This is a genomic window from Stenotrophomonas sp. AS1 (assembly GCF_048957655.1).
In the GTDB taxonomy this organism is placed as follows: domain Bacteria; phylum Pseudomonadota; class Gammaproteobacteria; order Xanthomonadales; family Xanthomonadaceae; genus Stenotrophomonas; species Stenotrophomonas bentonitica_A.
Window position 1 is genome coordinate 571,144 of sequence record NZ_JARVXM010000006.1, and the last position, 20,598, is coordinate 591,741.

At 66.5% G+C, this 20,598-nt stretch carries 22 protein-coding genes; 8 read left to right on the forward strand and 14 right to left on the reverse strand.

Annotation, left to right across the window (positions count from 1 at the left end; translation table 11 throughout):
• Window positions 1-81 precede the first annotated feature (81 nt).
• From PV764_RS11550 to folB, 3 genes are all read right to left on the reverse strand, one after another.
• Complete coding sequence (locus tag PV764_RS11550; protein ID WP_421116647.1) at window positions 82-2,256, reverse strand: glycoside hydrolase family 3 N-terminal domain-containing protein; 2,175 nt, start codon at window positions 2,254-2,256, stop codon at window positions 82-84.
• A gap of 138 nt (window positions 2,257-2,394) precedes the next feature.
• Window positions 2,395-3,669, reverse strand: coding sequence for a mechanosensitive ion channel family protein (locus PV764_RS11555; RefSeq protein ID WP_019185978.1), 1,275 nt, complete (start codon window positions 3,667-3,669; stop codon window positions 2,395-2,397).
• 26 nt (window positions 3,670-3,695) lie between these two features.
• Window positions 3,696-4,064, reverse strand: a complete 369-nt coding sequence (gene folB / locus PV764_RS11560) for a dihydroneopterin aldolase (RefSeq protein ID WP_019185979.1) — start codon at window positions 4,062-4,064, stop codon at window positions 3,696-3,698.
• Window positions 4,065-4,501: 437 nt separating this feature from the next.
• Here folB and PV764_RS11565 point away from each other — a divergent pair, with 437 nt between their 5' ends.
• Window positions 4,502-5,110: a hypothetical protein gene (locus PV764_RS11565; RefSeq protein WP_421116648.1), complete on the forward strand. Its 609-nt coding sequence runs from the start codon at window positions 4,502-4,504 to the stop codon at window positions 5,108-5,110.
• Between the two features lie 24 nt (window positions 5,111-5,134).
• On the opposite strand, the gene tsaD is transcribed toward PV764_RS11565, so the two are convergent.
• On the reverse strand, window positions 5,135-6,160 hold the full coding sequence (gene tsaD, locus PV764_RS11570; RefSeq protein ID WP_070471538.1) for a tRNA (adenosine(37)-N6)-threonylcarbamoyltransferase complex transferase subunit TsaD: 1,026 nt from the start codon (window positions 6,158-6,160) through the stop codon (window positions 5,135-5,137).
• A 167-nt stretch (window positions 6,161-6,327) separates the two neighbouring features.
• Between tsaD and rpsU the strand changes: the two genes are divergently transcribed.
• Window positions 6,328-6,543, forward strand: a complete 216-nt coding sequence (gene rpsU, locus PV764_RS11575; protein ID WP_002808376.1) for a 30S ribosomal protein S21 — start codon at window positions 6,328-6,330, stop codon at window positions 6,541-6,543.
• 135 nt (window positions 6,544-6,678) lie between these two features.
• A complete protein-coding gene (locus PV764_RS11580; RefSeq protein WP_070426478.1) occupies window positions 6,679-7,125 on the forward strand; it encodes a GatB/YqeY domain-containing protein in 447 nt (148 codons plus the stop codon).
• 69 nt (window positions 7,126-7,194) lie between these two features.
• Here the strand turns inward: PV764_RS11580 and PV764_RS11585 are convergent, their stop codons facing one another.
• Entirely contained in the window at window positions 7,195-8,130 is a 936-nt protein-coding gene (locus PV764_RS11585) for a hypothetical protein (RefSeq protein ID WP_235318883.1), read from the reverse strand.
• 147 nt (window positions 8,131-8,277) lie between these two features.
• On the opposite strand from PV764_RS11585, the gene PV764_RS11590 reads away from it, so the two are divergent.
• From PV764_RS11590 to PV764_RS11605, 4 genes are all read left to right on the forward strand, one after another.
• Window positions 8,278-9,192, forward strand: coding sequence for a YihY/virulence factor BrkB family protein (locus PV764_RS11590; RefSeq protein ID WP_019185984.1), 915 nt, complete (start codon window positions 8,278-8,280; stop codon window positions 9,190-9,192).
• Window positions 9,193-9,255: 63 nt separating this feature from the next.
• A complete protein-coding gene (gene dnaG / locus PV764_RS11595; protein ID WP_421116649.1) occupies window positions 9,256-10,986 on the forward strand; it encodes a DNA primase in 1,731 nt (576 codons plus the stop codon).
• 74 nt (window positions 10,987-11,060) lie between these two features.
• Window positions 11,061-11,531: a beta-lactamase hydrolase domain-containing protein gene (locus PV764_RS11600; protein WP_421116665.1), complete on the forward strand. Its 471-nt coding sequence runs from the start codon at window positions 11,061-11,063 to the stop codon at window positions 11,529-11,531.
• 52 nt (window positions 11,532-11,583) lie between these two features.
• Window positions 11,584-12,582 (forward strand): bile acid:sodium symporter family protein, encoded by a 999-nt coding sequence (locus PV764_RS11605; protein WP_019185987.1) that lies wholly within the window; start codon window positions 11,584-11,586, stop codon window positions 12,580-12,582.
• Between the two features lie 53 nt (window positions 12,583-12,635).
• Here PV764_RS11605 and PV764_RS11610 read toward each other — a convergent pair whose 3' ends face one another.
• Genes PV764_RS11610 through PV764_RS11630 form a run of 5 tightly spaced genes read right to left on the reverse strand, consistent with a single transcriptional unit; the run spans window position 12,636 to window position 16,984 of the window.
• Window positions 12,636-13,466: a calcium-binding protein gene (locus tag PV764_RS11610; RefSeq protein ID WP_421116650.1), complete on the reverse strand. Its 831-nt coding sequence runs from the start codon at window positions 13,464-13,466 to the stop codon at window positions 12,636-12,638.
• A 60-nt stretch (window positions 13,467-13,526) separates the two neighbouring features.
• Window positions 13,527-14,420 (reverse strand): heme o synthase, encoded by an 894-nt coding sequence (gene cyoE / locus PV764_RS11615; RefSeq protein ID WP_421116651.1) that lies wholly within the window; start codon window positions 14,418-14,420, stop codon window positions 13,527-13,529.
• Window positions 14,421-14,424: 4 nt separating this feature from the next.
• Complete coding sequence (locus tag PV764_RS11620; protein ID WP_019185990.1) at window positions 14,425-15,636, reverse strand: COX15/CtaA family protein; 1,212 nt, start codon at window positions 15,634-15,636, stop codon at window positions 14,425-14,427.
• A gap of 10 nt (window positions 15,637-15,646) precedes the next feature.
• Window positions 15,647-16,222: a hypothetical protein gene (locus PV764_RS11625; protein WP_421116652.1), complete on the reverse strand. Its 576-nt coding sequence runs from the start codon at window positions 16,220-16,222 to the stop codon at window positions 15,647-15,649.
• Window positions 16,223-16,249: 27 nt separating this feature from the next.
• Entirely contained in the window at window positions 16,250-16,984 is a 735-nt protein-coding gene (locus PV764_RS11630; protein WP_046272850.1) for an SURF1 family protein, read from the reverse strand.
• 57 nt (window positions 16,985-17,041) lie between these two features.
• Here PV764_RS11630 and PV764_RS11635 point away from each other — a divergent pair, with 57 nt between their 5' ends.
• Window positions 17,042-17,260: a twin transmembrane helix small protein gene (locus PV764_RS11635; protein WP_019185993.1), complete on the forward strand. Its 219-nt coding sequence runs from the start codon at window positions 17,042-17,044 to the stop codon at window positions 17,258-17,260.
• A 40-nt stretch (window positions 17,261-17,300) separates the two neighbouring features.
• Here PV764_RS11635 and PV764_RS11640 read toward each other — a convergent pair whose 3' ends face one another.
• From PV764_RS11640 to ctaD, 4 genes are read right to left on the reverse strand one after another with little or no spacing between them, the layout of a single operon-like run.
• Entirely contained in the window at window positions 17,301-18,176 is an 876-nt protein-coding gene (locus PV764_RS11640) for a cytochrome c oxidase subunit 3 (RefSeq protein WP_019185994.1), read from the reverse strand.
• 20 nt (window positions 18,177-18,196) lie between these two features.
• Window positions 18,197-18,787, reverse strand: a complete 591-nt coding sequence (locus tag PV764_RS11645) for a cytochrome c oxidase assembly protein (RefSeq protein ID WP_019185995.1) — start codon at window positions 18,785-18,787, stop codon at window positions 18,197-18,199.
• A complete protein-coding gene (locus PV764_RS11650) occupies window positions 18,784-18,918 on the reverse strand; it encodes a hypothetical protein (protein ID WP_421116653.1) in 135 nt (44 codons plus the stop codon). The genes PV764_RS11645 and PV764_RS11650 overlap by 4 nt, the downstream gene beginning before the upstream one ends.
• 8 nt (window positions 18,919-18,926) lie before the next feature.
• Entirely contained in the window at window positions 18,927-20,537 is a 1,611-nt protein-coding gene (gene ctaD / locus PV764_RS11655; protein ID WP_019185997.1) for a cytochrome c oxidase subunit I, read from the reverse strand.
• Between the last annotated feature and the right edge of the window lie 61 nt (window positions 20,538-20,598).

Here is a 20,598-nt window from a genome sequence, read left to right on the forward strand (position 1 = left end):
CCGCTGGCCGGCACCCCTAGATGCCATCACCGTTCAGCGTTGCCGGCCAGCGGCCGGCACTACCGGTGAAGCGAGGCCGGCTCAGGCGGCCAGCAGCTCGAAGATCACCGGCTCGCCGCTGACCGACGAGGCGCACACCCACAGCTCGAACTGGCCCGGCTCGGCGCGGAACACGCCATCGCGGCCGGTGAAGCCCAGTGCATGGCGATCCAGGGTGAAGGTCACCTCGGTGCTCTGGCCCGGCTGCAGCGCGATCTTGTCGAAGCCCTTCAGCTCGCGCACCGGCCGCACGCGGCTGGCCACGCGATCGTGGATATACAGCTGCACCACTTCCTCACCTGCCACCGCACCGGTATTGGTCAGCGTGGTGGTGATGGTCAGGGTGTCGTCCCAGCCCAGCTGCGCGTTGCTCAGCTGCGGCACGCCATAGGCGAAGGTGGTGTAGCCCATGCCGTGGCCGAACGCGTATGCCGGCTCGTTCGGAATTTCGCGCCAGCGCGCCTTGAACTCCGACATGGTCGGCAGTTCCGGGCGACCGGTGCGCGGGTGGTTGTAGAAATACGGCTGCTGGCCCGACACCTGCGGGAAGCTCACCGGCAGGCGGCCGGACGGGTTGTAATCGCCGAACAGCACATCGGCCACGGCGTGCCCGGTCTGGGTGCCCAGGTACCAGGTGATCGCCACGGCATGGGCATTGCGCACCGCGCCCTGCAGGGCCAGCGCGCGGCCATTGCGCAGCAGCACCACCAGCGGCTTGCCGGTCATCGCCACCGCTTCGGCCAGCGCCTGCTGTGCCGGCGGCAAGGTGATCTCAACGCGCGACTGCGCCTCACCGCTGTAACGCTGCGGTTCGCCCAGGGCCAGCACCACCACGTCGGCACGCAGCGCGGCGGCCACGGCCTGTTCGATGCCGTCCTGCACGGCGGCTTCCAGATCACAGCCCGGCACGATTTCCAGCAGTGCTTCATCGCTGATCGCCGCGCGTACGCCGGCTTCCAGGGTGACGTAGCGCGACTTGTCGCCGAACAGCGTCCAGCAGCCTTCGATGTTGTCGCGGTCCTGCACGAACGGCCCGATCAGCGCGATCTTCTGCCCAGCCTTCTTCAGCGGCAGCACCGACTCGGCGTTCTTGAGCAGCACGATCGAACGGCGCGCGGCATCGCGCGAGAGTTCGTCATGCGCGGCGATATGCGAGGTGTCCGCTTCGCGCGCCAGATCCAGCGAACGGTACGGGTCGTCGAACAGGCCGATCGCTTCCTTCAGGCGCAGGATGCGGCGCACCGACTCGTCCAGCGTGGCCATCGGGACTTCGCCGCTCTCGATCAGGCCCGGCAGGTGCTCGGCATAGAAGCCGCTCTGCATGCTCAGGTCCAGGCCGGCGGTGAAGGCCTTGGCGGTGGCGTCGCGGTCATCGGCGGCGTAGCCGTGCGCGACCAGTTCCATGTCGGCGGTGTAGTCGGAGATCACCACGCCCGGGAACTTCCACTCCCCGCGCAGGATGTCGGTCAACAGCTCGGCATTGGCGCTGGCCGGCACGCCGTTGATGTCGTTGAAGGAGGACATCACGGTCAGGGCACCGGCTTCGAAAGCGGCCTTGAACGGCGGCAGGTGCACGTCGCGCAGGGTCTGCGGCGAGATGTCGACCATGTTGTATTCCATGCCGGCCATCACCGCGCCGTAGGCGGCGAAATGCTTCGGGGTGGCCAGCAGGGCATCGGCGGCGCGCAGGTCCAGGCCCTGGAAACCGCGCACGCGGGCGGCGGCGAACGCACAGCCCAGCACCACGTCTTCACCGGCGCCCTCGGCGCCACGGCCCCAGCGCTGGTCGCGGGCGATATCCACGGCCGGCGCATAGGTCCAATGCAGGCCGGCTGCCGTCGCTTCCACCGCGGTGGCGCGGGCGGTGCGCTCGGCCAGGTCCGGTTCGAAGCTGGCGGCCTCGCCCAGCGGGATCGGGAATACGGTGCGCATGCCGTGGATCACGTCCGCGGCCAGGATCACCGGAATCTTCAGGCGGCTTTCTTCCAGCGCGACCTGCTGGATGCGGCGGCCGGCTTCCACGCCCACGCCATTGAACAGCGAGCCCACCTTGCCCTCGCGCACCTGCTGCAGCACCTGGTCGGCATTGCTGACGTTGGCTTCCGGATTCACATCCGGCGCGAACGGGCGGACCATGTCGGCGAACACACCCAGCTGGCCGACTTTTTCTTCGACGGTCATCTGGGCAATGAGGGTTTCGATACGATCGGCGGCCACCGGCTGTCCTTATGAAAACGTTTACAAGCCCGGGATTCTAGCGTTCCCGAGGCCGTTGTGAATGACTTTTGCGTTCATTTTTCTTCCCCGGAGGGAAGACCCCCGCCACCGCACGGGCAGCAACGGGGGCACAGGAGCTTACTCCGCAGCGGCCAGGCGCTGCTGCCCCGCCATCAACATGGCGTCGCTGGATTCCTGGAAAACCCGCAGCCCGAAGGCCGGGAGGATCGCCAGCAGGTGATCGAACACGTCCGACTGCACGCCCTCGTACTCGCCCCACGCCGTGCTGCGGGTGAAGCAGTAGATCTCCAGCGGCAGGCCCTGGGTGGTGGGCTGCAGCTGCCGTACCAGCAGGGTCATTTCGGTATGGATGCCAGGATGGTGCTGCAGGTAGCGCTCGACATAGGCGCGGAAGGTGCCCAGGTTGGTCACCCGGCGCGCGTTGACGGCGGCCACGCCCTTGGCCTGGAGGTCGGCGTTGTACTGCTGCAGCTCGGCCTGCTTGCCGCGCAGGTAATCGCCCAGCACCGCGAACTGCTCCAGCTCGGCCAGCATCGGCGCATCGACGAAGCCGACACTGTGCTGGTCCAGGTACAGCGAGCGCTTGATCCGGCGCCCACCCGCTTCCTGCATGCCACGCCAGTTCTTGAACGACTCGGTCACCAGCTTCTTGGTCGGGATGGTGGTGATGGTCTTGTCGAAGTTCTGCACGGTGATGGTGTGCAGCGCGATATCGATCACATCACCATCGGCGTTCTGGCTCGGCATTTCGATCCAGTCGCCCAGCCGCACCCGGCCATCGCCGCTGATCTGCACGCTGGCCACCAACGAGAGGATGGTGTCCTGGAAGATCAGCATCAGCACCGCGGTGGCCGCACCCAGGCCGGTCACCAGCGGGCCGAGCTTCACGCCCAGCAGGGTCGCCACGATCGACAGGCCGGCGATCACGAAGACGATGATCTTCACGACCTGCAGGTAGCCCTTGATCGGCTTGTTGCGCGCATCCGGGCGCCGCTCGTACAGATCGTTGGCGGCATCCAGCGCATGCGAGACGGCCAGCGCCACGGTCAGCACCGCCCACGCCCGGCAGGCGCCGATCACGAACGCCACCAGCTCCGGCGGCAGGTCCGGCACGATCCGGATGCCGGCGGCGATGACCATGCTCGGCACCACGTTGGACAACCGCGAAATCACCCGCAGGTTGTTGCCGCCTTCATTGCCGGCGCTATGGCCAGGCAGGCGGCTGACCAGCTTGCGCAGGCCGCGCAGCAGGATCTTCTTGGTGACGAAGTTGGCCAGCCAGGCCGCCAGGGCCAGCGCTGCCAGCACCAGCAGGGTGTAGGCCCAGGGCCAGGGTTCGAGGGTCTGCTGGACACTGTCCAGCCATCGGGTTGCCACTACCGCATCCAACATCGGGTATCGATCTCCTAATCGGGGTATCAGGGCGTTGCCAGGTCCTGCGCGCTGCGCTCGATGATCACGCCCACCGCGCGCGCACCGCGCACCGCGCCGGGCTTGCTGAGCTTCAGGCGCAGCCATTGCACCTTGAATTCACGCAGCACGATCTCGGCGATGCGCTCGGCCAGAGTTTCGACCAGGCCATAGTCCGAGTCACGCACGAACTGCTCGATGCGCTTGCTCACGGCTTTGTAATTGAGGGTATCGGCGATGTCGTCGCTGGCCGCCGGACGGCGGTTGTCGAAGCCCATTTCCAGATCGAAACGCAGGGTCTGGCGGATCCGCCGTTCCCAGTCGTAGATCCCGATCAGGGCATCGATCTCGAGCCCCTCGATGAATACCTTGTCCATAGCCATGCCACGTGGAAGATGGCGACCATGGTAACGGGGCTGTCCGGAATGTGCCGGGAATCGGGGTCGGCGGGCGTCCGCGCCGGTGCCGGAAAAGACAAAGGGCCCCGCGCGGGACCCTTTGCTTACCACCACTGTCCCCGGGGGAGATGGGCATACCCATCAGCTGATCCCGGTGGCACACGCGGCAACGGTACCGGTGTTGCCAAATAGGGTCAACGGTCTGAATCCGGATTTACGACGTAGTGCTCAGCCCCCTGGAACTCGGTAGATCATTGATCCAATAAGTGTTTTCGATAGATCAAACCTGCCGCGACTGACCGACTTCCCTGATACCGCGCGCGACAGCCACCCTCTACGGTGGAGGCCCATGGACCCCGCAAAGCTCTGACGTGCGCGATCAGCACCTGATTCACCGCTCATTCTCCGCAGCACGCATGACAAGGTATGAAGGAGCCGTCGCACACGCCCGACTTCGCACCCATCCATTCGAGCTGTATCGATGGAAAATGAGGGTCAGCGGCGCGTTTTTACTGCCGCTCCATACCTGCGAGGTCGTCATCCGCAATGCGGTGGCTGAAGCGGTAGCCCAGCAGCATGGTGCACTCTGGCCATGGCAGGAAGGGTTCCGTACCAGTCTTCCCGGCGGCACAGCGCGCTACAACGCGCGCGAAGAGTTGCGCCGCGCAGCGTCGAAGCACACGTCAACGGCGGCCGTTATCGCCTCGTTGAGATTCGCGTTCTGGCAGCACCTGTTTACCCAACGATTCGACAGGACGCTATGGTCCAAGACCCTGAGGCGCGTCCTTCCAGGCGCGGATCCGGACGTACCCGGGCACCTTGTGCGCGCGCAGCTGCACGGCAACCTCGAACAGGTGAGGCAGCTGCGCAACCGGATTGCGCATCACGAACCGATCTTCGCGCGTGACCTTGCGCTGGATCTGGCCACGATTGGACGAATCGTCCAGATGCGCTGCGCCCATATCGAGCGGTGGATGAACCGGCATGAGTCGGTGACATCATTGCTGAAGCGGAGGCCGGTCTGAGTCGTTGCCGACGTTCGGTCAACCTCACACCGCCGGCAGCGTCGCCATGTCCCAACGTGGGGTGACCTGCACCTGCGGCGGGGTGTGCTGGCCCGCTTCCAGACGCAGGGCGCCGGCGAAGGCGATCATCGCGCCGTTGTCGGTGCACAGCGCCGGGCGCGGGAAGCAGGCGCGGCCACCGCGGCGGGCGGCCATCTGCTGCAGCTTGGCGCGCAGGCGCTTGTTGGCCCCGACGCCGCCAGCCACCACGATCACATCGGTGCCCGCCGCATCCAGCGCGCGTTCGCACTTGATCGCCAGGGTGTCGACCACCGCATCTTCAAAACCGCGCGCGATATCGGCGCGGGTCTGCTCGCTCTGGTCGCTGTCGCGCCAGGCCAGCAGGACCTGGGTCTTCAACCCGGAGAAGCTGAAATCCAGCCCGGGGCGGTCGGTCATCGGCCGGGTGAACTTGAACCGGCCCGGCGTGCCGCGCTCGGCCAGGGCCGCCAACTGCGGGCCACCGGGGTACGGCAGGCCCATCAGCTTGGCGGTCTTGTCGAAGGCCTCGCCGGCGGCGTCGTCCAGGGTTTCGCCGAGCAGGCGGTACTGGCCGATCCGGTCCACCGCCACCAGCTGGGTATGCCCGCCGGACACCAACAGGGCCACGAACGGCGCCTGCGGCGGGTCGTCTTCCATCAGCGGGGCCAGCAGATGCCCTTCCATATGGTGGACCCCGACCGCCGGCACCTCCAGCGCCCAGGCCAGCGAACGGGCCACGCCCGCCCCGACCAGCAGCGCGCCGACCAGGCCGGGGCCGGCCGTGTAGGCCACCCCGTCGATGTCGGCCACGGTCATGCCGGCTTCGGCCAGGGTCTGGCGGATCAGCGGCAGCAGCTTGCGCACGTGGTCGCGGCTGGCCAGCTCGGGCACCACCCCGCCGTACTCGGCGTGAAGGGCGATCTGGCTGTAGACCGCGTGGGCGCGCAGGGCGTCGATCCCGGACAGGGAGGTGTCATACACCGCCACGCCGGTCTCATCGCAGGAAGATTCGATACCAAGGACTCGCATAACGGGTATTATGGACCTCTTCAGGCCCCGGCAGACGTACGCTGGCCTGTCTCAGCATCACCCGTGGCCAAGAAGTTCGCCGGGGTGGGTTGCAACTTCTTTTCTCGCCGCTATAATGTGCGGCTCTCACCGGGCGTGACCCGGTTCTACTGTGTCCCGGAGATTCCATGCCCAGCGTTAAAGTCCGCGAGAACGAGCCCTTCGAGTTTGCGCTCCGTCGCTTCAAGCGCACCTGCGAAAAGGCCGGCGTGCTGGCCGAAACCCGCAAGCGCGAGTTCTATGAAAAGCCGACCCAGGAGCGTAAGCGTAAGGCTGCCGCTGCTGTGAAGCGTCAGCTGCGCCGTTCGTCGCGCGACGTTACCAAGCGTCAGCGCCTGTACTGATCGGACGCAACTTCGATACGGCGGGCCCTGGCCTGTCGTGACGGAGCCGAAGCCGGAACGCGCGAGCGTTACCGGCTTTTTGCGTTCCAGCGCTTCGGCGCCCCGCTCCCATTTCCACCGACACGAGGTGTTCCCATGAGCCTGAAGCAGCAGCTCACCGATGACATGAAGGCCGCCATGAAGGCCGGCGAGAAGCACCGCCTGGGCGTGATCCGCCTGATGAACGCCGCGATCAAGCAGCGCGAAGTCGATGAGCGCATCGAGCTGGACGACGCCGCCGTGCTCGCCGTGCTGGAAAAGATGGTCAAGCAGCGCAAGGACTCGGTCACCCAGTTCGAGGCCGCCGGTCGCGAAGACCTGGCCGTGATCGAGCGCGAGGAAATCGTGGTCATCGACCAGTACCTGCCGGCCAAGCTGGGCGAAGCCGAGATCGTGGCCGCCATCCAGGCCGCCATCGCCGAAACCGGCGCGACCACCCCGGCCGACATCGGCAAGCTGATGGGCGCGCTCAAGCCGCGCCTGGCCGGCCAGGCCGACATGGGCCTGGTGTCCAAGCTGGTCAAGCAGCAGCTGGCCGGCTGATCACGCCGCCACGCCGCCGACGAAAAGGCCCGCATTTCGCGGGCCTTTTCAGTTTCAGCAGGTCCGTTGTCAGGAGGCCTGGCGGCAATTGCGCAGCGTCATCGAGCTTTCCTCGATCGAACTGATCTCGCCTTCCAGCTTGGCCCAGTCGCGCTCGCGCAGCATGGTGAAGTTGGCGGCCTGGTCGGACGCGAATTCGCAGCGGATGGTGTAGTTGTTGTTGTTGTAGCTGTCGCTCTGGCGGACGCGCAGCAGGCCGCGGGTTGGCGTGACCAGATAGTTGATCGAGCCGATGTCACCAGGCTTGGTCGAGTACGTGTTGGGATTGACGGTATAGATCTGGCCGTCGATCTGGTAGCGCCGCCCCACATACTTGGCGTACAGCGGCAGGAACGTGGCCGAGCGGTCGCCCTTGTCTTCCTTGTTGGTGGTGGTACCCAGCATCAGGTCCTTGAAGGCACCCGCACTGCGGTACAGGGCCATCGTGTCTTTGACTTCCTTGCCCATCATCTTGGACAGATCCGGGGCCGCCACGGCCTCCATGGCCGGCATCGGGTACTGGGTGCGTCCCGCTGCGGCAACCGCGTCGCCCTGGCTGCCCGCCTTGAGCTTGTCCAGCATCCCGCACATCGACTGCTTGGCCGCCGCCGGCTCGACCGACTGGCCCCGGGCCAGCTTGGTCGCCAGGGTGACCCGACCGGTACGGTCGGCGGTGCCCACCAGTACCAGCGGGGTGCGCAGCCCTTTGCGCTGGATCAGGTACTGATCGCCGGTATCGCCCTGCACCAGCTGACCAGCGACTTCGAATTCGTCATCGCCGCCAATCTTGCGCAACTGGTCCAGCGCGCTCTGCACCTTCAGGCCCGGTACGGTGACATCGGCCATGTAAAGCGCACCGTTGCGCGCGTCCCCTACCGTCTTGAAGGCCTTGTCGCAGGCCCCGGCGGCCATCGCCGGACCTGCGGCCGCCAACAGCGCCATCGTCGTGTAGACCATTCCTTTCATGAAGCGTCCTTTCTGCTGTGAAGGTGGAAAACCGGGAAAAAGGATAGCGCGATATCCGTCAAGGTCACGCCGTGACCGGACCGCTTCACCCGGCGCACCCCGGCCATTTGCTAGAACAGGGGCCTCGCTCCCGACCCGACGCCGTCCATGCACCAACCGAGCCCCTCCCTGTCCAAGGTCCGCAAGCACATGGCGCGGCTGGAGAAGAGCTTTCCCGCCGTACTGGTGCGCCGTTTCATCGATGCGGACGTGATGACCCAGGCCGCCGCGCTGGCCTTCTATGCCCTGCTCTCGATGGCGCCGCTGCTGGTCCTGCTGCTGTGGCTGACGGCCTCGCTGTATCCCCCGGCGCAGCAGGCGCTGCTGGGCCAGATCAACGATGTGGCCGGCACCAGTGCCGCCTCGGTGGCCGAAACCGTCCTCAGCAACGCCAACAACCAGCCGGACATCGGCACGCTGGCGGGGGTCTGGAGCACCTTGTTGCTGTTCATCGGTGCCACGGCGGTGTTCGCCCAGCTGCAGAACGCCCTGAACCTGATCTTCAACACCAGCGGCGAGCGCCTGGATGGGATCGTGGCGTGGCTGCGCAAGCGCGTGTTCTCCTTCGGCGTGGTCCTGGCGCTGGGCTTCCTGCTGATCCTGTCGATGACCGCCACCACCATGCTGCAGGTAGTCTTCGCGCACCTGCCCTCGGTCCTGCCGGCGATCGGCTATCTCACCAGCCTGGCGCTGTACACGGTGGGCTTCGCCTTCCTCTACCACTACCTGCCCGACCGCCGCGTGGCGTGGCGACAGGCCTTCATCGGCGGTGCGATCACCTCGGCGTTGTTCGCGCTGGGCCGTTATGGCATCGGCCTGTACATCGCCACCGTCGCACCGGGCAGCGCGTATGGCTCGATGGGCGCCCTGGTGATCTCGCTGGTGTGGATCTACTACGCCACCGTGGTGTTCTTCGTTGGTGCACTGATGACCTCGGTGATCGATGAGCGCCTGCGCGCCCATGCCGTCCTCGCCCAGGCCGGTGTCGCGCCGCCGAAACCGGGCGAAACGGCCGGCAGCTAGTAGACTAGCGGCACCCCCGCTTCCGCGCGTGGCCGTGACCGGCCATGCCCCCGCCTGCTGCCCATGGCCCGTATCCCCGACGCATTCATCGACGACCTGCTGGCCCGCTCCGACATTGTCGAGGTGGTGGGCAGCCGCGTGCCGTTGAAGCGCCAGGGCAAGGAATACGCCGCGCGGTGCCCGTTCCATGACGAGCGCTCGGCCTCGTTCACGGTCTCGCCGACCAAACAGTTCTATCACTGCTTCGGCTGCGGCGCGCATGGCACGGCGATCAGCTTCCTGATGAATTACGACCGCCTCGAGTTTCTCGACGCGGTCGATGAGCTGGCCAAGCGCGTGGGCATGGAAGTGCCGCGCGATACCCAGCCGCGCACCGCCCAGCAGCAGGACGACAGCCGCGATCTGTACTCGGCCCTGGATGCGGCCACGCGCTTCTTCCAGACCGCGCTGAAGGGCAGCGACAAGGCGCGCGCCTACCTGGACCAGCGCGGTGTCGATGAAGAAAACCGTGAGCGCTTCGCCATCGGGTACGCACCGGACGGCTACAGCGCGTTGAAGGATGCACTGGGCAAGGACGAGCGCCGGATGAAGCTGCTCGACCGCGCCGGCCTGTTCTCCAAGAACGACCGCGGCCACGTCTACGACAAGTTCCGCGACCGCGTCATGTTCCCGATCTTCGACCGCCGTGGCCGCGTGATCGCCTACGGCGGCCGCGTGATGGAGAAGGACGACGGCCCGAAGTACCTCAACTCGCCCGAGACCGCGCTGTTCCACAAGGGCCGCGAGCTGTACGGCCTGTGGCAGGTACGCCAGGCCAACCAGAAGATCGAGCGGCTGATCGTCGTCGAGGGCTACATGGACGTGGTCTCGCTGTTCCAGTTCGGGGTTACCCAGGCAGTGGCCACGCTGGGCACGGCGACCACGCCGGACCACGCCGAGCTGCTGTTCCGCAACGCGCCGGACGTGTTCTTCTGCTTCGATGGCGATGCCGCCGGCCGTCGCGCCGGCTGGCGTGCGCTGGAGTCGGTGCTGCCGCGCATGAAAGACGGCCGCCAGGCATTCTTCCTGTTCCTGCCCGACGGCGAGGACCCGGACACGATCGTGCGCAAGGAAGGCCGCGAGGGCTTCGATGCACGCCTGCAGCAGGCCACGCCGCTGTCGCAGTTCTTCTTCGATGAGCTCACCCGTGAGGTCAACATGGGCACGCTTGACGGCAAGGCACGCCTGGCCGAACGGGCCAAGCCGATGCTGGCGCAGATTCCCGATGGCGCCTTCGGCGACCTGATGAAGCAGCAGCTGACCACGCTGACCGGCCTGGGTGCCAAGCCCAGCGCATCCGCGGCTCCTTCGCGGCCGCCACAGCGCGCGGTCGCACCGGCACAGCGCCGCAGCCTGGTGCGCGCGGCCATCGCGATCCTGCTGCAGCAGCCCTCGCTGGCGATGACCCTGGAAGGCCACCACTTCACCGGCCTGCGCCTGCCCGGCATCGAACTGCTGACCGAACTGCTGATCCTGGTCGAGCAGCGCCCGGACATCAGCACCGGCGCGCTGCTGGAGCACTTCGACGGGCGCGAGGAACAGGACGCGCTGCACAAGCTGGCCGCACAGACCCTGCCCGGCGACGAGGCGATGTGGACCCAGGAACTGCATGACGCCGTGGCCCAGCTGGAGAAACAGCTGCTGATGCAACGTCTGGATGAGCTTCAGGCAAAGCAGAGCCAGCAGGGTCTGGACGATACTGACAAGTACGAGCTGCGCGAACTGCTCAAGGCGCGCAGCACCCTCCGCTTCTGACCGACGGAGCCGCCGTGGCATCCCACATCGCACGTTCCACCGCACCGATCGTCCGCTGGCTCCGCGCTGGCGTCATGGCCGCGCTGTTCGCGCCGTGCCTGCCCACCTGGGCGGCGGAACTGCCATTCGCACAGCCACGGCCGCAGCTGTACACCGCCGGGCAACCCAGCGCTGCCGAGCTGCAGCAGGCGGCCGCGGCCGGGATCACCACCGTGATCGACCTGCGCCAGCCCGACGAGGCGCGTGGCTTTGATGAAACCGCCGCGGCCGAGCGCCTGGGCCTGCGTTATGTGCGCATTCCCGTTGCGGGTGCCGCCGGCCTGACCGACGCCAACGCGCAGGCGCTGCGTACCGCCCTGGCGCAGAGCCAGGGCCCGGTGCTGCTGCACTGCGCCTCCGGCAACCGCGCCGGTGCATTGCTGGCCGTGCTGGAGGCGCGTGAGGGTGCCTCGGTGGACCAGGCGGTGCAGTTCGGCCGCGAGGCCGGCATGACCTCGCTGGAAGCGCCGACCCGTGTCCTGCTGGAGCAGGACGCCGCGCGTTGACCCCGCTATTCTTCCCCCGCCCACTTCCCTGCTCTACAGGAGCCTGCCCACCATGACCCGCTGGTGGTCGCGCCTGCGACCGGACAACTTCACCCTCGCCCTGCTCTGCACCGTGCTGCTGGCGTCCTTCCTGCCGATGCACGGCGCCGCCGCGATGGTCCTGGACGATGTCACCGACGTCGCCATCGCCGCACTGTTCTTCCTGCACGGCGCACGCCTGCCGCGTGAGTCGATCGTCGCCGGCCTGCTGCACTGGCGCCTGCACCTGACCATCCTGGCCTGTACCTTCGTGATGTTCCCGTTGCTGGGGCTGATGTTCAAACCGCTGGATGGCTGGCTGCTCACCCCCGAGCTGTACATCGGCGTGCTGTTCCTGTGCGCGCTGCCGTCCACCGTGCAGTCCTCGATCGCGTTCACCTCGATCGCCCGTGGCAACGTCCCGGCGGCCGTGTGCAGCGCCTCGCTGTCGAGCATCCTCGGCGTGTTCCTGACCCCGCTGCTGCTGGCCCTGCTGGCCGGCACCGAAGGCGGCATGCACAACCCCGGCCAGGCCATCGTCAGCATCATGCTGCAGCTGCTGGTGCCGTTCGTGGCCGGCCACCTGCTGCGGCCCTGGATCGCCCGCTGGGTCGAAAAGCAGCGCGCCCTGCTGCGCTACACCGACCAGGGCACGATCCTGCTGGTGGTCTATTCCGCCTTCGGCGAAGCGGTGAGCGAAGGGCTGTGGAGCAAGACGCCGCTGTTGTCGCTGCTCAGTGTGGCGGTGGTGGCAGCAGTACTGCTCGGCATCGCGATGCCGCTGATCCGCTTCATCGCGCGCCGGTTGGGCTTCAACCGCGAGGATGAAATCACCATCCTGTTCTGCGGCTCCAAGAAGAGCCTGGCCACCGGCGTGCCCATCGCCAAGGTGCTGTTCGCCGGGGGCAGCCTCGGTGCGATCGTGCTGCCGATCATGATCTATCACCAGATCCAGCTGATCGTCTGCGCGATGATCGCGCAGCGGTATGCGCGTGATCCGGTGGAACCGACGCCCGTCACCCGGCAGGACTGAGACGGCAATACTGCAGCCTGCGCGGCCTCGTCACGCAGGCCGCAGAGCCAGCCCTAGGGCGCCGTCAGCGTGCCGACGCTGAGTCCGGGCAGGAACACCACCAGATCGTACTGCTGATCCTGGTCAGCACTGAGTTCGGGATCACGTGGTGCGCGCTCGATCAGCGGCAGCGCGCGGCAAGGCTGCACGCAGGCCCAGAAATGACCGCGCAACGCCTCCAGGCGCACGCTGTACAGCGGCAGATCCAGCAGGTGGGAGGCCATCGTGCGCTGCTGCATCTCCGGTGGCGCATCTGCGGGCGGGCTGCGCATCGCATGCACGTTGCCGGTCAGCACCAGCATCCGGGCGCCGGGCGGCAGCGCGTTGAACTGCTGGTGCAGATGCGTGGCCATGGCGGCGTCGCGCGCCTCGTTGCCGTTGGACGCTCCGCTCTCCACGTCATAGCCGGCGACGCCTACATTGCGTCCCTGCGCGCGCAGCGATCGAATGGATTCGATCAGGTCGAGCATGTCCCGGCTTCGCCGTCCGTCATGCTGGTTATCCTTGACGGACCAGAACGGGGTGGTCCGCAGTGCTTCACGCGCATCAGGATCACCGTTGGAGCGCAGGTAGCGCGCGAGCGCGACGTTCTCGCTCATCGGCATCTCCAGTCCCAGCCGAACCGCGGCGTTGTCGCGGCTGTAGCGCTCCACCAGATCGGCCACGAGCCGCGGCGTTTCAGCGGTGCCGTGGTACTCGCCGAGGACGATCAGGCGCGCATCGCCTGCATGCTGGATGATCTGCGCAGCCGTGTCCTCCACTGGTGCTACCGGTGCCGGTGCCGCATTGGCCGCACCCAACGCCAACCCGATCACCCACCCTGCCATCCAACGCCATCGCTTCATACCGTCACTCCCTGTTCGGTAGAGACGCAATGGCGACGGCGAATCACCGATTCAAGGCGGTTACTGCAACCAGGGCAGCATCCAGTGGTCCACCATCAGGAAGGCGAACAGCGCCATCAGGTAGACGATGGAGTAGCCGAACATCTTCATCGAGAAGATCTCATCCGGCGGATTCAGCATGCGCCAGGCGTACCAGAGGAAGACCGCGTTGAGCACGATCGCGCCGCCGAGATAGAACATGCCGCTCATGCCGAACACGACCGGCAGGATGCTGACGATGGCCAGGGCGATCGAATAGACCATGATCGACTTGCGGGTGTACGCCACGCCATGGGTCACCGGCAGCATCGGGATCTCCGCCTTGGCGTAATCCTCGCGACGGAAGATCGCCAGCGCCCAGAAGTGCGGTGGAGTCCAGATGAAGATGATCAGCACCAGCAGCGATGCGTAGGCCCAGTCCCACGGGCCCTGCATGCCGGTGATCGCGGCCCAGCCGAGCATCGGCGGGGTGGCGCCGGCAAGGCCACCGATGACGATGTTCTGCGAGGTCGCGCGCTTGAGGTACACGGTGTAGATCACCGCGTACCCGATCAGCGAGGCAAAGGTCAGCACCGCGGTGATGACGTTGACCCAGACCACCAGGATCGTCATCGACAGCGCGATCAGCAGGCCGGCGAACACCAGCACCTGCCACGGCTGGACCTTGCCCACCACCAGTGGGCGCCACGAGGTGCGCGCCATCTGTGCATCGATGCGCGCGTCCAGCAGCTGGTTGATCGCCGCGGCGGCCGAGGCCGCCAGCCAGATGCCAAGGAAGCCCAGCGCGCCGTCCAGCGCCTGCTGCGCGGTCGGCAGCCCGGGGATGGCCAGGAACATGCCCACCAGCGCGGTGAACACGATCAGGGCGACGACCTTGGGCTTGGTCAGATCCCAGTACTGACGATAGCTGGCCATGCCGTCAGCCCGCCTGCACGGCAGGGGAAGCAGCGCTGGCCTTGCCGCCCTCGGCATCCGGCGCGCGCAGGCGCGCCAGCAGCGTCACCAGCACGAACAGCAGCGCCACCGCGCCACCGCTGTGCGCGACGGCCACTTCCAGCGGCACCGCCAGCTTCACGTTGAGGATGCCCAGGGTGATCTGCAGCACCACCAGCAGGCCCAGTGCGCTCGCCCAGCCGCGCATGCTCGGCAGGCGGAACAGGCGCACCGAGAGCCACAGCAGGTACACGGCCACCACGATCGCCATCATCCGGTGCGCCATCTGGATCGCGATGCGCGAGGCGCCATCCAGCACGCCCCCTTCGTAATCCACGCCGATGCCGCGCCACAGGGTGAAGCCTTCCTTGAAGTCATGCGGCGGCCACCACTGGCTGACGCAGCGCGGGAAGTTGTCCAGCGAGGCGCTGCCGCCACCGCAGGCGAGTGCGGCGTAGTTGGCACTGACCCAGCCGCCGAGGGCGATCTGCGCGACCAGCACGGCCACGCCGGCACGGATCAGCCATTTCAGCTTGGGCGCTTCGGCCAGGGTGATCGGCATGTGCGTGGCGCGCCACGCCATCCACACCAGCAGACCGAACATCAGCATGCCGCCAAGCAGATGGCCCATCACCACGATCGGCTTGAGCAGCCAGGTGACCGTCCACATGCCGAGCAGCGCCTGGAAGATGACGACCGCCAGCGTCAGCAACGCGGCGCGGGCCAGGTCGATATTGGTCCAGCGCAACGCGGCGATCAGCAGGATCGCTTCGCCGATCAAGGCGATGATGCTCGCGGGAACATGCATGCCCATCATGTACAGCGGTATGCCGGTCGCCACCAGCACACAGGCGGTGATGACCGCAGTGCTGCCCCAACGACGGCGGCGCGTAGCCAGCAGCGCCAGGGTGAGGATCTCGATACCGAGTGCGCCGGCCAGGAAGCGGTGCACCTGTTCGCGCCACGCCTTGTGCGTTTCCAGCGGGCGGATCTTGGCGGCCTCGTGGCCGATCACTTCCTCGGCGTGCTGCGGCCAGGTGACACGGCCATAGCAGGTCGGCCAGTCCGGGCAGCTCAGGCCCGCATCGGACAAGCGCACGAACGAGCCGAACATGATCGTGCTGGCCGTCATGATCAGTGCAAACCACGCCAGACGGTGGAAATTGCGGTGCAGCACCGGGCGTGCGGAGAGGCTCATCGAACAGAACTCACTTCAGTTTCAGCAGCGTGGCCAGGTCTTTGCGCAGACCGGCCATATCGAATCCCGGCGCGTACCGCATGATCACGAAACCGTTGGGATCGATCACATACACAGGCGTGCCGGCGGCGTCATCCACGGCGGGCAAAGCGGCACGCAGGTCCGGTTGGGCGCGCAGCGCGCGCAGTGCGGGCATGCCCTGGACCTCGGCCGGCGGCGTGCCCAGCCACAGGATCTCGACATTATCCGCGTTATGGCCGAACAGCTGCCACACCTTGCCCAATCCCTGCGACAAAGTGACGCACTCGCTGGTACAGCTGGCAGACGGGGCCACCAGGATCCGCCAGGTCCGTTCGTTGGGATTCCACGGGTACGGCTGGCCGTCGGCCAGGGTCGGCGGCAGCGCCCGCAGGTCCGCCGGCGGCTGCAGCAGTTGCCCGGTATTGCGGTGCGCGGCGGGCTGCCAGCCGGAGAAGCGCAGCACGCCCGCCAACGCCATGGCGCCGAAGAACACGCCGAACAGGGCGATCAGGGTCCAGCGGCCGCGTGAACGGGACGGCAGCCGTGCCGGGGAAGTGGCATTCATGGGCGGCATTTTCTCATGTTGAGCCGGTCAGCGCCGGGAAGTGCCACGCCGGCGGCGATGGCGTCGGAATTCCAGGACCAGCGCGACCACCAGCACGGTCAACGCCAGCCCGAACCATTGCACGGCATAGCCCAGATGGCGACTGGGCGGCAGTGTGTTGGGCAGCAGCTCCAGATCCCGCGCATATCCGCCTGGCAGCGCAGGGTCCAGCCGCAGCACGCGCACCTGCAGGCTGCCCGGCGGCAACGACAGCGCGCGCGCCATCTCTTCCGGTGGCATCCGGCTGGCCAGCCATACGCCCGGCTGTGGCGCGGGCGACAGCGCCGGGCCCAGCGCCAGGCCGGTAGCCGGCGGCGGCGCCAGCAGGCCGCTGAGGGCCGTGGGGCCGCTATGCGGGGTGATCGGCGGGATCACACGGTCGGGTGGCATCGGCAGCCAGCCCAAATCGACCAGCACCCGCGCGCCGTCGTCACTCTGGAACGGCTGATAGACCTTGATCCCGGCCCGGCCATCGCGGGTCTGGTTGTCGAGCAGCAGCGTACCCGGCAGGAAGCGGCCCCGGTCCTCCACCCAGCGCAGCACCGGCGGTGCCGCCAGCGCCTGGCGCAGCGTGAGTGACTGCGCACGCGCTGGCACCTGCTGGGCCAGCAGCGCTTCTTTTTCATGCATGCGCTGCAGTTGCCAGCGGCCGAGCTGGCAGAACGCGAGGATGACGAGTACCGCGGCGATCCAGCCGATCAGGCGTGTGTGCTTGCGCATCATGACAACGCCGGCAAAACGCGGTGATATAGGCGCACCCGCCACGCCATCGAGCCGCGCATGAATGATTCGTTGAAGACCCTGCTGGTAATCGCGTTTCTGATCGTCATCGTCTGGAATCTGGGCGCCGGGCTGTATTACCTGCTGGTCGATCGCGGCCAGACCAAGCGCACCGTCAATGCCCTCACCCGCCGCATCGCGGTGTCGGTGGCGCTGATCGTGCTGGTGGTCATCGGCATCTACAGCGGTTGGATCAAGCCCCACGGCATCGGCGGCTGAAGCCGCACCGGCGTCGATGCGGCAGGACGTCGCACCGACGCTACAGCACGTAGACGAACAGGAACAACATCAGCCACACCACGTCGACGAAGTGCCAGTACCACGCGGCGGCTTCGAAACCGAAATGGTTGTCGCGGGTGAAATGCCCTTTCGAGGAACGCAGCCACATCACCGCCAACATGATCGTGCCGAGCAGCACGTGCACGCCGTGGAAGCCGGTGAGCATGAAGAATGTCGAGCCGTAGATGCCCGAGCCCAACGTGAGGTTGAGTTCCTTGTAGGCGTGGATGTACTCCTCCGCCTGCAGGGTAAGGAAGCCCAGGCCGAGCAGCACGGTGATGCCCAGCCAGACCAGCAGCTGGCGCCGATGCCCGGCCTTGAGCGCGTGGTGCGCGATGGTAAGGGTGACACCGGAGGTCAGCAGGATCAGCGTGTTGATCAGCGGCAGGCCCCAGGCCGGAATGGTCTGGAAATGCCCGCCGATGGCCCCGGGGCCGTTGGTGGGCCACGCCGCCGAGTAACCATCCCACAGCAACTCGTTGGTCATCACGCCGTCGCCCGCGCCGCCCAGCCACGGCAGGCCCAGGTTGCGGGTATAGAACAGCGCGCCGAAAAATGCGCCGAAGAACATCACTTCCGAGAAGATGAACCACACCATCCCCATCCGGAACGAGCCGTCGACCTGGCGGTTGTAGCTGCCGGCCTGCGATTCGCGCACCACGTCGCTGAACCACCAGAACAGGGTCAGCACCAGCATCGCGATGCCCGCGTAGAAGGTCCACTTGCCCCAGCTGGAATCATTGAGCCAGCTGGCCACGCCGACCATCGTCACCATCATCGCGATGGAACCGATGAACGGCCATTTGCTGTGCGTGGGCACGAAGTACACGTTCGCATCGGGGCTTTGCTGGGCCATGGTCTTGGGTCCGGTCCGGATCAGGGAGCTGCACGCGCGCCGGTCGGCAGGCTGGCCGGGGCCAACTGCGCGGACAAAGCGTCGTTCTTGTAGAAGGTGTAGGACAGGGTGATTGTGGTGATGTTGGCCGGCAGGTCGGGATCGACGATGAAGCGCACCGGCATGTCGCGTTTCTCACCGGCCTGCAGCGTCTGCGCGGTGAAGCAGAAACACTCGGTCTTGCTGAAGTAGCCCGACGCCTTGGCCGGGGCCACCGACGGCACCGCGCTGCCGACCAGCGCGCGATCGCTGTCATTGCGCGCGTAATACAGCGCTTCGTTGAGCTCGCCGGGCACCACGTCCATCGTCAGCTGTTCGGGATGGAACGCCCACGGCAGCTTGGAATTCACACCGCCATCGAACTCCACCCGCACCGTGCGCTTGCCGGTGGCGGCCGCCGTACCCGCCGCCGCGCCCGGGCCACGTTCCAGGCGCACGCCGAACACCTTCTCGCAGGCGATGCGGTACAGCGGCACCAGCGAGAAGGTCAGCACGAACACCGCCAGGGCCACCCCGATCAGTCGGGGCAGGCCCGCATGACGTGCGGGCGGAGCCGGGCGCGGATCGCTCATCGCCCGATCACCCCGCTGAGGATGAAGCCGGCATAGACCATCACCGCGACGATGCCGACGGCCCACGCGGTGCGGTGCGCGCGGCGGCGTTGCAGGGCCTGCTCATCGGGGGTGTGGAGCGTACTGGTCATGAGCGGCCTCAATGGGTGATGTCGTCATGCGCCAGATCACCCGGACGGATGGTCGGCGGCGTGGTGAACGTATGCGCCGGTGCGGGCGACGGGATCGTCCACTCCAGGCCACGTGCGCCTTCCCAGCAGCGATCGGCGGCCTTCGCGCCGTGGCGCAGGGAGTGCCACAGGATCGCGGCCATCATGAAGGGCGTGACGAACATGCCGAACGCACCGATCGAACTGATCAGGTTCCAGTCGGCGAAGGCCACGCTGTAATCCGGAATACGCCGCGGCATACCGGCCAGGCCGAGGAAGTGCTGCGGGAAGAACAGCAGGTTCACGAACACGATCGACCACCAGAAGTGCACCTTGGCCCAGGTTTCGCTGTACATGCGCCCGGTCCACTTGGGCCACCAGTAGTACACCGCGGCGATCAACCCGAACACCGCGCCGGTGACCAGCACGTAGTGGAAGTGCGCGACCACGAAATAGGTGTCGTGGTACTGGAAGTCGGCCACCACGATCGCCAGCATCAGGCCGGAGAAGCCACCGATGGTGAACAGGATGACGAAGGCCACCGCCCACAGCATTGGCGCTTCGAAAGTGAGCGAGCCACGCCACATCGTGCTGACCCAGTTGAACACCTTCACCCCGGTCGGGATGGAGATGAGCATCGTGGCGAACATGAAGTAGATTTCGCCGCCCAGCGGCATGCCCACGGTGAACATGTGGTGGGCCCATACGATGAAGGACAGGAAGGCGATCGCGGCGATCGCGTAGACCATCGCCTGGTAACCGAACAGCGGCTTGCGGCTGAAGGTGGGGATGATCTCGCTGACCACGCCGAACGCCGGCAGGATCATGATGTAGACCTCCGGGTGCCCGAAGAACCAGAAGATGTGCTGGTACATCACCGGGTCACCGCCACCGGCGGCGTTGAAGAAGCTGGTGCCGAAGAACTTGTCGGTGAGCAGCATCGTCACCGCGCCGGCGAGCACCGGCATCACCGCGATCAGCAGGAACGCGGTGATCAGCCAGGCCCAGCAGAAGATCGGCATCTTCAGCAGATCGATGCCGGGGGCGCGCATGTTGAGCACGGTGGCGATGATGTTGATCGCGCCCATGATCGAGCTGATGCCGGCCACGTGGATGGCGAACACGCTGAAGGCGACGTTGTAGCCGCCCTGCAGCGACAGCGGCGGATACAACGTCCAGCCACCGGCCGGTGCGCCGCCGGGCAGGAACAGGGTCAGCAGCAGCAGGCTGAAGGCCACCGGCAGCAGCCAGAACGACCAGTTGTTCATGCGCGGCAGCGCCATGTCCGGCGCGCCGATCTGCAGCGGGATCATCCAGTTGGCCAGGCCGACGAAGGCCGGCATCACGCCACCGAAGATCATCACCAGCGCATGCACGGTGGTCATCTGGTTGAAGAACTCGGGCTTGACGAACTGCAGGCCCGGTTGCGCCAGCTCAGCGCGGATGATCACGCTCATCGCCGCACCGATGATGAACATGATGAAGCTGAAAAGCAGGTAGAGCGTGCCGATGTCCTTGTGGTTGGTCGAGAAGAACCAACGCTCGAAGAACCCCTGCTGATGCCCGTGATGCCCGTCGTGGTCAACTGCGGAATGCGCCATCGCAACTACACCTCACTGTATCCGGTGGTACCCGCATCCGCCGGCTGGCGGACGCGGCTCG

Coding starts and splice junctions, on each gene's coding strand:
- PV764_RS11555 (WP_019185978.1), bottom strand. CDS start 3,669: ATGTTGGATGCGGTAGTGGCAACCCGATGGCTGGACAGTGTCCAGCAG.
- folB (WP_019185979.1), bottom strand. CDS start 4,064: ATGGACAAGGTATTCATCGAGGGGCTCGAGATCGATGCCCTGATCGGG.
- PV764_RS11565 (WP_421116648.1), top strand. CDS start 4,502: ATGACAAGGTATGAAGGAGCCGTCGCACACGCCCGACTTCGCACCCAT.
- tsaD (WP_070471538.1), bottom strand. CDS start 6,160: ATGCGAGTCCTTGGTATCGAATCTTCCTGCGATGAGACCGGCGTGGCG.
- rpsU (WP_002808376.1), top strand. CDS start 6,328: ATGCCCAGCGTTAAAGTCCGCGAGAACGAGCCCTTCGAGTTTGCGCTC.
- PV764_RS11580 (WP_070426478.1), top strand. CDS start 6,679: ATGAGCCTGAAGCAGCAGCTCACCGATGACATGAAGGCCGCCATGAAG.
- PV764_RS11585 (WP_235318883.1), bottom strand. CDS start 8,130: ATGAAAGGAATGGTCTACACGACGATGGCGCTGTTGGCGGCCGCAGGT.
- PV764_RS11590 (WP_019185984.1), top strand. CDS start 8,278: ATGCACCAACCGAGCCCCTCCCTGTCCAAGGTCCGCAAGCACATGGCG.
- dnaG (WP_421116649.1), top strand. CDS start 9,256: ATGGCCCGTATCCCCGACGCATTCATCGACGACCTGCTGGCCCGCTCC.
- PV764_RS11600 (WP_421116665.1), top strand. CDS start 11,061: ATGGCCGCGCTGTTCGCGCCGTGCCTGCCCACCTGGGCGGCGGAACTG.
- PV764_RS11605 (WP_019185987.1), top strand. CDS start 11,584: ATGACCCGCTGGTGGTCGCGCCTGCGACCGGACAACTTCACCCTCGCC.
- PV764_RS11610 (WP_421116650.1), bottom strand. CDS start 13,466: ATGAAGCGATGGCGTTGGATGGCAGGGTGGGTGATCGGGTTGGCGTTG.
- cyoE (WP_421116651.1), bottom strand. CDS start 14,420: ATGGCCAGCTATCGTCAGTACTGGGATCTGACCAAGCCCAAGGTCGTC.
- PV764_RS11620 (WP_019185990.1), bottom strand. CDS start 15,636: ATGAGCCTCTCCGCACGCCCGGTGCTGCACCGCAATTTCCACCGTCTG.
- PV764_RS11625 (WP_421116652.1), bottom strand. CDS start 16,222: ATGAATGCCACTTCCCCGGCACGGCTGCCGTCCCGTTCACGCGGCCGC.
- PV764_RS11630 (WP_046272850.1), bottom strand. CDS start 16,984: ATGATGCGCAAGCACACACGCCTGATCGGCTGGATCGCCGCGGTACTC.
- PV764_RS11635 (WP_019185993.1), top strand. CDS start 17,042: ATGAATGATTCGTTGAAGACCCTGCTGGTAATCGCGTTTCTGATCGTC.
- PV764_RS11640 (WP_019185994.1), bottom strand. CDS start 18,176: ATGGCCCAGCAAAGCCCCGATGCGAACGTGTACTTCGTGCCCACGCAC.
- PV764_RS11645 (WP_019185995.1), bottom strand. CDS start 18,787: ATGAGCGATCCGCGCCCGGCTCCGCCCGCACGTCATGCGGGCCTGCCC.
- PV764_RS11650 (WP_421116653.1), bottom strand. CDS start 18,918: ATGACCAGTACGCTCCACACCCCCGATGAGCAGGCCCTGCAACGCCGC.
- ctaD (WP_019185997.1), bottom strand. CDS start 20,537: ATGGCGCATTCCGCAGTTGACCACGACGGGCATCACGGGCATCAGCAG.